Genomic DNA, 12,148 nt, shown 5'->3' with positions numbered 1-12,148 from the left:
CCATTACCCTGTAGGGACCGTCGTCCGACGAGCTAGGGAGCTTAGGTGTTCAGCGATGTAGGCGGGCTGGAGATCCTGACCCTGGCCGTGATGGCGATCATCATCTTCGGCCCCGACAAGCTGCCGAAGCTGATCCAGGACACCATGGGCTTCATCCGGAAGGTCCGTTCCTTCGCCGACAACGCGAAGGAGGACATCCGCAGCGAGCTGGGCCCCGAGTTCAAGGACTTCGAGTTCGAGGACCTGAACCCCAAGACCTTCGTCCGCAAGCAGCTCATGGGCGGCGAAGAGGACCCGCTGGGCCTCAAGGAGATGAAGGACTCGCTCGACATCCGCTCGGTCCTGGACGACAAGCCGGCGGCGCCGGTGAACGGCCGCAGCGGCAGCGTCAGCTTCGAGAAGGCCGCCGCCCCGGTGGCGGCCTCCACCGGGGCGCCGTTGCAGCCCGGCGAGCGGCCCCCGTTCGACCCCGACGCGACCTGACCGGCCCCCGGTCACACCCCGTACGACCACGCCACCGCCCCGCCCGGCCGCCCGGCTGAGCGGGGCGGCGGCGTGTGCGCCGCTATTGTGCTGATTGTTCCCGCTGAGCCGTCCGTCACATTCCGCGCTGTCGCGGACCAGGAACGGCTCCCGGGAACGCCGCGGTACGCCACGATGGGAGCGCGCCACGGCAGGCAAACGTGTGTTTGAGGAGGCCCGGGGATGGACGCGACGAGTCAGGCGGTGGGGACGACGGCCACGGCCGGCGGCCCGGTGGTCGGCGGGCAGGCCGGCCCGGCGGACCCGCTGGTGCCCTACCTGTCCGCCGACTTCCCCTGGTACGGCCTGGACGACGGCTGGACCGGCCGCCGCTACCTGATGCAGGCCGGCGCCGGAGGCCCCCGGGCCGGGGCGCCCGGCAGCGTCGACTACGGCAGCCTCGGCCACGGCGAGGAGCCGGCCAGGCAGTACGAGCCGCGCGACATGCGCAGGTTCGCGGTCGTGGTCACGGTGGCCCGCCGGGACAGCCGCCGCAGCGCCGACAACACCGGCACCCTGGAGGCGACCTCCGCCTCCTCCGCCGCCTGGCTGGCCGGCTCGGGCCTGCTCGCCTCGACCTGGCCCGGCCAGCTCGACCGCGCGCTGCGCCAGGACTGGCTGGACCAGCAGAGCACCCTCGCGTGGGACCTCGCCGACGACCTGGCCGGCCCCGGCTGGTCCACCCTCAGCCTCCCGGTGAACGGCCTGCCGCAGCCCTTCCGCTACCGCGAGTCCGAGTACGGCTGGGTGCTCGCCGGCGAGGCCCCGGGCGTCCTGCTCGGCGCCTACGGCCGCGGCGTCAGCGCCTACGGAGCCGGCTTCGCCACCGCCCCCGACCTGACCGCCTACACCCGCCCGTAGGGCGCGACGACGCCGAGTACGCCGAAGGGGCCGGGTGGTCGAACCACCCGGCCCCTTCGGCGACGCGTCATCAGAACTTGTTCTTCGGGGTCAGCCCGAGGGAGAGCCCGGAGAGGCCGCGCTGGCGGCCGCCGAGCTTGCCGGCGACGGCGCGCAGGGCGACGCCGGCCGGGGAGTCGGGGGCGGCGAGCACGACCGGGCGGCCGTCGTCGCCGCCCTCGCGCAGGCGCACGTCGATCGGGATCGAGCCGAGCACCGGGACGGTCGCGCCGACGGTGCGGGTGAGCGCGTCCGCGACGGTCTGGCCGCCGCCGGTGCCGAAGACGTCGATCATCTCGTCGCAGTGCGGGCACGGCATGCCGGACATGTTCTCGATCACGCCGACGATCTTCTGGTGGGTCTGCACCGCGATGGTGCCGGCCCGCTCGGCCACCTCGGCGGCGGCCATCTGCGGGGTGGTGACGATCAGGATCTCCGCGTTGGGGACCAGCTGGGCCACCGAGATCGCGATGTCGCCGGTGCCGGGCGGCAGGTCCAGCAGCAGGACGTCCAGGTCGCCCCAGTAGACGTCGGCGAGGAACTGCTGGAGCGCGCGGTGCAGCATCGGGCCGCGCCAGACCACCGGGGCGTTGCCCGGGGTGAACATGCCGATCGAGATGACCTTCACGCCGTGCGACTGCGGCGGCATGATCATGTCCTGGACCTGGGTGGGCCGGCCCTCGACGCCGAGCATGCGGGGCACGCTGTGGCCGTAGATGTCGGCGTCCACGACGGCGACCTTCAGGCCGTCGGCGGCCATCGCGGCGGCCAGGTTGACCGTGACCGAGGACTTGCCGACGCCGCCCTTGCCGGAGGCGACGGCGTAGACCCGGGTCAGCGTGCCCGGCTTGGCGAACGGGATCTCCCGCTCGGGGGCGCCGCCGCGCAGCAGCTGGGAGAGCTCCTTGCGCTGCTCGTCGCTCATCACGTCGAGCTCGACCTCGACGCCGGTCACACCGGGCACGCGGCCGACCGCTTCGCGGACCCGGGTGACGATGGTGTCGCGCATCGGGCAGCCGGAGACGGTCAGGTAGACCGCGACGCGCACCACGCCGCCCTCGGCGATCTCGACCGATTTCACCATGCCGATCTCGGTGATCGGGCGGTTGATCTCCGGGTCGTTGACGGTCGCCAGCGCCTGGCGTACGGACTCCTCCGTGACGCCGGCCGCGACCTCTGTCTCGTTGGCCATGCCTTGATGGTACGGCGCTCGGGGGATCCCCTAACCCGACGGTGGCGTGCCGCCGGTCACAGCGTCTCGGAGGGCTCCCGGCGCTCCTCGATCTCCTTGAGCAGGGACTGGAGTTCGGAGCGGATGAAGTCCCGGGTGGCGACCTCGCCGAGCCCGTGCCGCAGTGCCGCGACCTCGCGGGTCAGGTACTCGGTGTCCGCGATGTTGCGGTCGCTGCGGGCCCGGTCCTGCTCCATGTTGACCCGGTCCCGGTTGTCCTGGCGGTTCTGCGCGAGCAGGATCAGCGGGGCCGCGTAGGAGGCCTGGAGCGACAGCACCAGGGTGAGGAAGATGAAGGGGTAGCTGTCGAAGCGCACGTTCTCCGGCAGCAGGGTGTTCCAGGCCACCCAGATGATGATCACCACCGTCATCCAGACGATGAAGCGGCCGGTGCCCAGGAAGCGCGCGATCCGTTCGGAGAGCTTGCCGAACGCCTCCGGGTCGTAGGCGGGCAGCGAGATCAGCCCGGGCCGGGCGGTGCGGGGCTGGTCGAGCCGGGTGCGGGCCGGGCCGGCCACGGAGATCTCGGCGCGCCGCTCCCGGCCGCCCTCCCGGCCGCGCAGTTCGCGCAGCTGGCGCAGTTCCCGCAGTTCGCTCTGGAGGCGTTGGCGGGGGGACTCGTCCCGCCGCCCCTTGCGGTCAGCGTCCACCGTGCACCTCTTCCCTCGTGCCGTCCGTGTCGTCGTGGCCGTGCAGGACGGACTCGCGCCAGTCCTCCGGCAGCAGGTGGTCGAGCACGTCGTCGACGGTCACCGCGCCGAGCAGGTGGTCGGCCTCGTCGACGACCGGCGCGGACACCAGGTTGTAGGTCGCCAGGTAGCTGGTGATCAGTGACAGCGGGGTGTCCGGCGGCAGCGGGTCCAGGTCGTCGTCGACCAGCGAGCCGACCAGCACGTACGGCGGCTCGCGCAGCAGCCGCTGGAAGTGCACGGTGCCCAGGTACTTGCCGGTCGGGGTCTCGTTCGGCGGCCGGCAGACGTACACCTGCGCGGCGAGCGCGGGCTTGTGGTCGGAGACCCGGATGCGGGCGAGTGCCTCGGCCACGGTCGCGTCCGGCTCCAGCACGACCGGCTCGGTGGTCATCAGACCGCCGGCGGTGTTCTCCTCGTACGACAGCAGGCGGCGGACGGGCTCGGCCTCGTCCGGCTCCATCAGCTGGAGCAGCCGCTCGGCCTCGTCGGCGGGCAGTTCGGAGAGCAGGTCGGCGGCGTCGTCCGGGTCCATCGCCTCCAGGACGTCGGCGGCGCGTTCGTCCTTGAGCTTGCCGATGATCTCGACCTGGTCGTCCTCGGGCAGCTCCTCCAGGACGTCGGCGAGCCGCTCGTCGTCGAGCGCGGCGGCCACCTCGGCGCGGCGCTTGGCGGACAGGTGGTGCATGACGCTGGCGAGGTCGGCGGCGCGCAGCTGGTCGAAGGTGGCGAGCAGGTTGGCGGCGCCCTGGTCCTGCTCGGGCAGCGTGAAGCCGGTGACGTCCTGCCAGTCCAGGGTGAGCCGCTCGCCCTTGCCCTTGCGCAGCCGGCCGGCCCGGCCGATCTGGACGAAGACCTTGCTGATCTCCCACTCGCGCATCCGGGTCTGCACCATCCCGACGTCCAGCACGGTGACGTTCTCACCGGTCTTGGACCAGGTGACGGTGCGGTCCAGCAGTTCGGCGAGCACCAGGGTCTCGGACGGGCGCTGCTCGAAGCGCCGCAGGTTGATCACGCCGGTGGCGAGCACCTGGCCGGACTCCAGGCTGGTCACCCGGGTCATCGGCAGGAAGATCCGGCGCCGGCCGACCACCTCGACCACCAGGCCCAGGACCCGCGGCGGGCGGCCGCTCAGCCGCAGCGAGACGACGACGTCACGGACCCGGCCGACCTGGTCGCCGTTCGGGTCGAAGACGGCGAGGGCGGAGAGGTGGGAGATGAAGACCCGGGTGCCTGGCCCTGCCATGAACTCCCTCGACTCGTTCGATGCCGTGCCGGGTACGCCGGGGCGCACCTGCGGGCAAGGCTACCCGCGTGTCGCGAGCCCGGCCCGACGAGGCACGGTACACAGCCGAGGAGTCCCGGGCGTGAATCTTTAGCGGCGCTTGAACAGCAGTTTGGGCAGGCCGGCCGGGACGGGGCGGCGGGTGGTGGCCGCGGTGGGCATCGGCTGGGCGGCGTGCGAGACGTCCGGCATCGTGCCCGGACGCTCGGTCAGCGCACCGGCGGGCTCCAGGCGCAGCACCCGGCACTCGCGGGCCCAGCGGTCGGTGATGGTGTCGGTGTCGGGCGCGTTCAGCCGCTTGCCCTTGAGCTCCTCGACGGCGCCCAGCCAGGCCTCGCCGCCGGGGGCCAGCTCCGAGACCCGGGCGCTCCAGCCGGTCAGCCGGCCGCCCTTGTCCTTGCTGCGGACGGTCACCACCGCGCCGGATCCGGCGGTCAGGCCGTGCAGCGGCTGCTCGCCGCCCTCGCCGACCACCACCACGGCGCCGTCGTGCCAGGCGTGCCAGAGCGGGCGGGCCTGCTCCTGGCCGTCCGCGCGGACCCAGAGGAGGCCGGACTTCTTCGCGGCCTCCTCCAGCAGGGCCTGGTCGAGGAAGTCGTCGGCGGTCGCGGCGGCGGGCGTACGGTCCATGGCGCCCAGCGTACGACCTCCGCCGTCCACGAGTTGTCTCAGCCGTCGGGCGACAGTTCCATCGGCTTGCCACGGGCCTTACCGTAGGAACGCCCGGCCCCGGCCCGGTTCAGCCCGGTCCCCGCCTCGCCCCAGCCCACGTGACCAGCAGAGGAGCGCCGTGCCCGCCGCCCGGCCCGCGACCGCCCCCGCACCAGCCGCCACCGCCACCGCCACCGAGCCGGTGCACCCGCTCCCCACCGCCGACCTGCTGCTGCTCGCCGTCTCCATCGCCGGCATCTCGCTGTCCGGCCCGCTGATCAGCGCCACCGCCGCGCCCGCGCTGGCGATCGCGTTCTGGCGCAACGTCATGTCGGTCGGCGTCCTCGGCCCGTACGCGCTGCTGCGCCACCGCGCCGAACTGCGCGGGATCGGCCGGCGGGCGCTGCTGCTCGCGATCGCGGCGGGCGCACTGCTCGCCGTGCACTTCGCGCTCTGGATGCCCAGCCTGCGGATGACCTCGGTGGCCTCGGCGACCGCCCTGGTCACCACCACCCCGCTGTGGACCATCCTGCTGATGCGCCTGCTCGGCGTCCGCGCCCCCCGGATGGTCTGGCTCGGCACGGGCGTGGCCTTCGCCGGCGTGCTGGTGCTGACCGGCGTCGACCTCTCGCTCTCCCCGCGCGCGCTGCTCGGCGACGCGCTCGCCCTCGGCGCGGGCCTGGCCGCCGCCGGGTACATGCTGCTGGGCGCGGAGGTCCGCAGGACCGTCAGCACCACCGCGTACACGCTGGTCTGCTACACCACCACGGCGGCGGGCCTGCTGGCGATCTGCCTGGTCGCCGGGACGCCGCTGGCCGGCTGGCCGGCCGGGGTGTGGTGGCAGATCGTGCTGCTGATGGTCGCCGCCCAGCTGCTCGGCCACTCGCTGAGCAACCGCGTGGTGCGCACCCTCGGCCCGTCGATCACCTCCACGGCGATCCTGCTGGAGACCCCGGGCGCGGCCCTGATCGCCGCCCTCTGGCTCGGCCAGTGGCCCCCGGTGGCGGCGTATCCGGCGGTGGTGCTGATCCTGGTGGGCCTGGTCCTGGTCGCCCGTGGCGGCCGGCGGTAGCGGCCGGCGGGCGCCGCGGGCGGCTACAGCCAGCCGTTGCGGCGGAAGCCCCGGTACATCCCGACGCAGATCAGGATGATGGCGGTGAGCACCATCGGATAGCCATACTTGTGGTGCAGCTCGGGCATGTACTCGAAGTTCATCCCGTACACGCCGGTGATCATGGTGGGCACGGCGAAGATCGCCGCCCAGGCGGTGATCTTGCGCATGTCCTCGTTCTGCGCCACCGAGACCTGCGCCAGATTGGCCTGGAGCAGCGAGTTCAGCAGTTCGTCGAAGCCGTGCACCTGCTCGGTGACCCGGGCCAGGTGGTCGGCGACGTCCCGGAAGTACTTCTGGATGTCCGGGTCGACGAGGCGCTGCAGCGGCTCGGACAGCTGCTGCATCGGGCGCAGCAGCGGCACCACGGCTCGCTTGAACTCCAGTACCTCGCGCTTGAGTTGGTACACCCGGCCGACGTCGGCGCTGCGCCCGCCCTTGGCCGAGAAGACGCCGTACTCGATCTCGTCCACGTCGTTCTGCAGCCGCTCGGAGACCAGCAGGTAGTTGTCCACGACGTGGTCGGCGATCGCGTGCAGCACCGCGGACGGGCCCTTGGCGAGCAGCCCGGACTCGTCCGCGTCGGCCTCCAGCCGGTGTCGCAGCTCCTGCAGCGAGCCGTGGCCGCCGTGCCGGACGGTGATCACGAAGTCCCGCCCGGCGAAGACCATCAACTCGCCGGTCTCCACCACCTCGCTGGTCGGGGTGAGCTGGTCGTGCTCGACGTAGCGGATGGTCTTGAAGACGGCGAACAGCACGTCGTCGTAGCGCTCGACCTTGGGCCGCTGGTGCGCGTGCACCGCGTCCTCGACCGCGAGCGGGTGCAGGCCGAAGCGCTGGGCGATGCCCTCGAACTCGGCCTCGGTCGGTTCGTGCAGCCCGATCCAGCTGAACGAGCCGTCCCCGTCCGGGAGTTGGTGCGCGGCCTTGATCCGGCGGGCGGCCTCGCGGGGGCTGCAGGTCTCGCCGTGGCGCTTGCCGTGCTGGTACACCGCGCAGTCGACGACCGCCGAGCCGGCGCCCGCCGGGACGGCGTCGTACGCGCCGGCCGCGGAACGGCGGCGGTTGGTGCGGACGGCGGCGCGCAGGCTGTTGATCATCGACATGGCAGGCTCCCTGGAACAGGAGCCGCCGCACAGCGGCGTCGGGGTCCCCCCGTCGGAAGGCGGGGGAGGAGCGGGCGGCCGTGGTGCGACGGCGAAGAACACCGGTGAAGGGGGGTGAGGGTGCTCTCCCGGCCGGTTCGTCCGCGCCCGGCCTGCCCGGGCTACCTCGGCTGGATCAGCCGGTTCAGCCTGCGTGGCGAGGGGTGCGGGGAAGTCGGGGCCGGGTAGAGCTGCCGGTACTGCATGGTCGGCCGGTATCCACCGCAACCACCTCCTTCGTGCCGCCGCCCCGGGAACCTGAGGATTCCCGGTGGCCAGTCGCTCACCCTAACATCTGACCGACCATCGGCGCCCCGGGCTTTCCCGAGGCTTTGCCCGGGCCGCCCGCACACGGCCGGCCCGCCCCCGGGGGTTACGCTCACCGGCATGGCGCACGACTTCCCGCTCTTCGGCGAACCCCACGGCGGCAGCTCCCCGGCGCTCTCCCGGGAGGCGGTGCTGGCCGCCGTCGAGGCCCGGCTGATCACCACCTTCGGCGAGCCGAGCGGCCGCGCCGCGGTCACCTTCCTCGGCACCGACCGGATCGAGGTGCTGCGCTTCGGCCCGGACGCCGACGGCCTGGTCCGGTACGCGACGCTCGGCATGTCCGCCGCGCCGATGGCCGACCCGACCGCACCGGTGGCCGACCAACTGCGCGGCCCACGCGCCGAACTGGTGCTGACCGTCCGCGGCGGGCGCGACAGCGTGCTGCGCAGCCTGGCCACCCTGGCCGCGACCCCGCAGGTCGAGGGCCTGGTGGTGGCCCCCGGCGGCTCGCTGGACCTCGGCGCCCCGCTGTGGGACGGCGCGCCGTTCACCTCGGTGCTGGCCGCCGAGCCGGGCGGCCTGGTGCCGGACCTGGAGCTGGACGAGCCGGCCGACCCGGTCCGTTTCCTGCCGCTGCTGCCGATGACGCCCAACGAGGCCGGCTGGAAGCGGGTGCACGGCGCGGCCGCGCTCCAGGAGCGCTGGCTGGAGCAGGGCGCCGACCTGCGCGACCCGGACCGCCGCGGCGTCCGGCTGGACTGACCGGGGCTCAGGTCACGAGTCTCCCGTCCTGGCCCCGCGCTCCCGCCGCGCCCCCGCACCCCGGCGCGCGGCCCTCAGCCGCCGATCGGCTTCGCGCCGGTGGCCTGCGCCAGCAGCGCCTCGTACACCGCGGGGTCGGTGGTGTGCTCGCCGAGCCGGACGGTCTTGCGGCTGCCGTGGTAGTCGCTGGAGCCGGTGACCAGCAGCCCCAGCTCGTCGGCCAGGCCGCGCAGCCGCACCCTGGTCTCCTCGTCGTGGTCGGTGTGGTCGACCTCCAGCGCCGCCAGCCCGGCCGCCGCGAGGTCGGCGATCACCTGGTCCGGGACGGTCCGCCCGCGCTTGACCGCGCCGGGGTGGGCGAACACCGGCACCCCGCCGGCCGCCCGGACCAGCCGGACCGCCTCGATCGGGTCGGTCTCGTGCTTGCGCACGTCCGCCCGGGCGCCGTTGGCCAGCCACTCGGCGGTGAAGGCGTCCGACACGGTGGCCACGACGCCCGCCTCGACCAGCGCGCTGGCGATGTGCGGGCGACCGACCGAGCCGGTCCCGGCGATCCGCTGCACCTGCTCCCAGCTGATGTCCGCGCCGAGTTCGCGGCAGCGCTCGACGATCGCCCGCCCGCGCCGGAACCGGTCGGTGCGCACCAGCTCCCGCTCGCGCGCGAACTCCGGCTCGTCCGGGTCGAACAGGTACGCCAGCAGGTGCATGCTGACGCCGCCCACCACGCAGGACAGCTCGGCGCCCGGGACGACGGTCAGCCGGCTGCCGTCCGGCAGCGCGCGCACCGCCTCGGCGGCCTCGGCGTGGCCCGCGACGGTGTCGTGGTCGGTGAGCGCCACGACGTCGAGGCCCGCGGCCACGGCCGCCGCGACCAGCTCGGTCGGGCTGTCGGTGCCGTCGGAGGCGTTGCTGTGGGCGTGCAGGTCGATGCGCACGGGGCGGACTCCTGAGGGCTCGGGGTGCCGCCCAGGATAGGACAGGGCGCCGGGCCCCGGCCGGACAGCACCTATCCCAGCAGGCGGGGGGAGAGGGCCCCGCAGGGGAGCAGGTCCAGTTCGGCGCCGGCCTCGCGCAGGTCGGTGAGGACGAGTTCGTCGTACATCACCAGGGCGGACTGCTCGGGCCAGGCGACGGCCCAGAGCCAGAGGCCGCGGGCCTCGCCGACGAACACCGCGCGGTCGACCGGGGCGTCCGGGACGTGGAACATCGGGGTGGGCCGCCCGGCGGCCAGCAGTTTGGCGTCGGCGGGCTTGTAGAGGCCGACGGAGTCGCCCGGGTCGGGCCCGGGCATCCCGGCGTAGCGGGCGCCGAGGCCGACCCCCAGTTCCTCGGCGACGAGCACCAGCTCGCCGAAGCCGCCGAGCGGGGCCGGTCCTGAGCAGGCGACGGCGGTGGCCCGGGCGCCGGAGACGTCGTCGCCGACGTGGGCGATGCCGGTGTAGAGCCAGCCGACCGGGAGCGGCCAGGGCAGCCAGACGGGGACCTGCGAGCGGGCGACGGCGACGCCCAGGGCTTCGACGCTCGGTGGCAGCACGGGCTGCATCGGGTGCACGGCTCCGTGCCGGTCGCACTGCCAGGTGTCTGAGAACAGACCGGGGGCGCGGACCCGACCGGCGCACCTCGGGCAGCTTGGCTCGCCCCTCATAGGCGACAACGCTCCTCCCTCCGGACCGCCGCGTCAAGGACGATCACCCGTACGGAGGGCTCGGCGGCACCTGTCGGTGGCGGGGCCCGTTCGGCGCGGGTGGGGCGGCGCGGCACGGGCGGTTCCCGTTGGGGGATGTCCCGTGGCGGGCGGCGGCAAACGTCTACGGGCCCAGGGCCCGGACGCACTGACGCCCTGTCATCGGCGATCGCGGTGACAGGGCGTCAGTCGGGTATCGGAACGTCCGGATCGGACGCTCCCGGCTCGTCGGCGGCGGGTGAGGGCTCCCGGTCGGAGGCGCCGCGCGTGGTCAGACGGTCGGGCACGGGCGGATGAGCAGGCGCTCACCGGTGCGGGCGGCGGCCTGGACGAACTCGCGGACGGTCTCGGCGTCGGCTATCAGGCGGTCGGCGGCGGAGCCGTTGGCGTCGTCCAGTCGGACGATCTCGAAGCGCATGGTCTTCGTCATGGGCGTCTCCTCTTCTTGCCCCGTCGGTCGGGGCGATTGCGGCTGAGTGGGTACCAGCCCTTTCGGGGTCCTGCGGGTCCGGCGGTGCGGCCGGATCGTTCGGTTCGTACGTGCGGCGGTCTGCTGCGGCAAGGGCTCCCCCTGCTTGCCTGGTGCCTCGTGAACCACGGTGACGTGGTGATGCTTCCGGGTCGTTGCCCGACCGTGAAGTCCAGGTTTCGGCTGATTCGCGCCGACGCGGAGGCCGGCGATGATTCCCGGACAGAATCAAAGATTACCGTAACTAACGACTTTTGTCCTGTGTTGAGGACGGTCGAACTTCGAGAAGTGGTTCAGACCACTCTCCGGGACCGGTGCGGCTCAGGCCCAGAACGCGGCCAGCGCCTCGGCCGTGGCGGCCGGGCGTTCGGCGTTGGGGGAGTGGCCGGCGTCCTCGACGACCACCCGGCGGGCCCCCAGGCGCTCCGCCATCCCGGTCTGCTCCGGCACCGGCCAGGCGTAGTCCCGCACCCCGGACAGCACCAGCACCGGCAGGCCGGCGGTGGCGGCGGCCAGCTCCGCCACCCGGTCCGGCGCGGCGACCAGATGGCCACCGGTGACGCTCAGCGACAGCGGTACGTTGGCCAGCCAGCGGCGGTGCAGGAACTCCGCGACGGCCGGCTCCGGGCGCTGCTTCTGGTCCCCGCTGCCCTCCTCCATCTGCCGCATGACCTGCCAGATCTCCTCCAGGCTCATGACCGGCAGCACGTCCAGCAGCAGCTGGGTACGGGCCGCCTCGGCCGGGTCGATCGCGCCCGGGCCGGTGGACATCAGGGTCAGCGAGCGCCACGGCGACGGGCCGTCCGCGGCCGCGGCCAGCACTGCCTCCCGGACCACCTGGCCGCCGAAGGAGTGCCCCAGCAGGTGCGGCGGCCCGCCGTCGGCGGCCACGGCCTCGGTGAGCGCCCGGACGTCCGCGCCCAGCGCCTCGACGGCGTACGCGGCCGGGTCGTCCGGGCCGCCGGTCTCGTACTGGCCGCGCTGGTCGACGGCGGTCACCCGGTAGCCGGCCGCCGCCAGCGGCTCCAGCAGGGCGATGAAGTCCTCCTTGCTGCCGGTGAAGCCCGGCACCAGCAGCGCCGAGCCGCGCACCGGCCCGTCCGGCTCGGCCCGCAGCGCGGCGAACCCGCCGCGGCTTGTGGACAGCCGCAGCGCGCGGGCGCAGCGGGGAAGGGTGAGGAACGGCGGCGTGCTCATGGGCTGCTCTCCTGCAGGCGACTGGCCGGTGACCCCGACCCTATCCAGCCTGTGCCGGAACGCCGGAACGCCGGAACGCCGGAACGCCGGAACGCCGGAACGCCGGAACGCCGGAGGGGGGGGGGGGGGGAGGGGGGGGGGGGGGGGCCCCCCCCCCCGGGGGGGGGGGGGGGGATGGCAGGGAGGAGGGGGAAAACCCCCGAGAGCGGAGGGGAGGAAAGCAAACAGGGGGCTA

The 12,148-nt window shown here is 73.7% G+C and carries 13 protein-coding genes; 4 read left to right on the top strand and 9 right to left on the bottom strand.

Going from position 1 to position 12,148, the window contains the following annotated elements; genetic code table 11:
• Nucleotides 1–45 precede the first annotated feature (45 nt).
• Both AC07AL_RS10915 and AC07AL_RS10910 read left to right on the top strand, forming a co-directional pair.
• A complete protein-coding gene (locus AC07AL_RS10915; RefSeq protein WP_363621459.1) occupies nucleotides 46–483 on the top strand; it encodes a sec-independent translocase in 438 nt (145 codons plus the stop codon).
• Between the two features lie 222 nt (nucleotides 484–705).
• Nucleotides 706–1,383 (top strand): hypothetical protein, encoded by a 678-nt coding sequence (locus AC07AL_RS10910; protein ID WP_063347930.1) that lies wholly within the window; start codon nucleotides 706–708, stop codon nucleotides 1,381–1,383.
• Nucleotides 1,384–1,453: 70 nt separating this feature from the next.
• Here AC07AL_RS10910 and AC07AL_RS10905 read toward each other — a convergent pair whose 3' ends face one another.
• From AC07AL_RS10905 to AC07AL_RS10890, 4 genes are all read right to left on the bottom strand, one after another.
• Nucleotides 1,454–2,614, bottom strand: coding sequence for an Mrp/NBP35 family ATP-binding protein (locus AC07AL_RS10905; protein ID WP_363586749.1), 1,161 nt, complete (start codon nucleotides 2,612–2,614; stop codon nucleotides 1,454–1,456).
• Nucleotides 2,615–2,670: 56 nt separating this feature from the next.
• Nucleotides 2,671–3,243 carry a DUF1003 domain-containing protein gene (locus AC07AL_RS10900; RefSeq protein WP_371522685.1) on the bottom strand — a complete coding sequence of 191 codons (573 nt, stop codon included), beginning with the start codon at nucleotides 3,241–3,243 and terminating at the stop codon, nucleotides 2,671–2,673.
• Between the two features lie 49 nt (nucleotides 3,244–3,292).
• On the bottom strand, nucleotides 3,293–4,588 hold the full coding sequence (locus AC07AL_RS10895) for a magnesium transporter MgtE N-terminal domain-containing protein (RefSeq protein WP_363586748.1): 1,296 nt from the start codon (nucleotides 4,586–4,588) through the stop codon (nucleotides 3,293–3,295).
• A 129-nt stretch (nucleotides 4,589–4,717) separates the two neighbouring features.
• On the bottom strand, nucleotides 4,718–5,257 hold the full coding sequence (locus AC07AL_RS10890; protein WP_400809852.1) for a hypothetical protein: 540 nt from the start codon (nucleotides 5,255–5,257) through the stop codon (nucleotides 4,718–4,720).
• 160 nt (nucleotides 5,258–5,417) lie between these two features.
• Here AC07AL_RS10890 and AC07AL_RS10885 point away from each other — a divergent pair, with 160 nt between their 5' ends.
• Nucleotides 5,418–6,350: a DMT family transporter gene (locus tag AC07AL_RS10885; protein ID WP_400809854.1), complete on the top strand. Its 933-nt coding sequence runs from the start codon at nucleotides 5,418–5,420 to the stop codon at nucleotides 6,348–6,350.
• Between the two features lie 23 nt (nucleotides 6,351–6,373).
• Here AC07AL_RS10885 and corA read toward each other — a convergent pair whose 3' ends face one another.
• Nucleotides 6,374–7,495: a magnesium/cobalt transporter CorA gene (corA, locus tag AC07AL_RS10880; protein ID WP_363586746.1), complete on the bottom strand. Its 1,122-nt coding sequence runs from the start codon at nucleotides 7,493–7,495 to the stop codon at nucleotides 6,374–6,376.
• A gap of 426 nt (nucleotides 7,496–7,921) precedes the next feature.
• Between corA and AC07AL_RS10875 the strand changes: the two genes are divergently transcribed.
• Nucleotides 7,922–8,563 (top strand): suppressor of fused domain protein, encoded by a 642-nt coding sequence (locus AC07AL_RS10875; protein ID WP_363586745.1) that lies wholly within the window; start codon nucleotides 7,922–7,924, stop codon nucleotides 8,561–8,563.
• Between the two features lie 74 nt (nucleotides 8,564–8,637).
• On the opposite strand, the gene AC07AL_RS10870 is transcribed toward AC07AL_RS10875, so the two are convergent.
• From AC07AL_RS10870 to AC07AL_RS10855, 4 genes are all read right to left on the bottom strand, one after another.
• Complete coding sequence (locus AC07AL_RS10870) at nucleotides 8,638–9,498, bottom strand: PHP domain-containing protein (RefSeq protein WP_363586744.1); 861 nt, start codon at nucleotides 9,496–9,498, stop codon at nucleotides 8,638–8,640.
• A 71-nt stretch (nucleotides 9,499–9,569) separates the two neighbouring features.
• Entirely contained in the window at nucleotides 9,570–10,208 is a 639-nt protein-coding gene (locus AC07AL_RS10865) for a DUF6758 family protein (RefSeq protein WP_363586743.1), read from the bottom strand.
• Between the two features lie 310 nt (nucleotides 10,209–10,518).
• Nucleotides 10,519–10,677 carry a hypothetical protein gene (locus AC07AL_RS10860; RefSeq protein ID WP_159398440.1) on the bottom strand — a complete coding sequence of 53 codons (159 nt, stop codon included), beginning with the start codon at nucleotides 10,675–10,677 and terminating at the stop codon, nucleotides 10,519–10,521.
• 360 nt (nucleotides 10,678–11,037) lie between these two features.
• On the bottom strand, nucleotides 11,038–11,913 hold the full coding sequence (locus AC07AL_RS10855) for an alpha/beta fold hydrolase (RefSeq protein ID WP_363629529.1): 876 nt from the start codon (nucleotides 11,911–11,913) through the stop codon (nucleotides 11,038–11,040).
• Between the last annotated feature and the right edge of the window lie 235 nt (nucleotides 11,914–12,148).

It is taken from the genome of Kitasatospora sp. NPDC043949 (genome assembly GCF_056435365.1).
The sequence above is the reverse complement of the archived record's forward strand: the minus strand, read 5'-3'. Positions and strand labels throughout refer to the sequence as shown.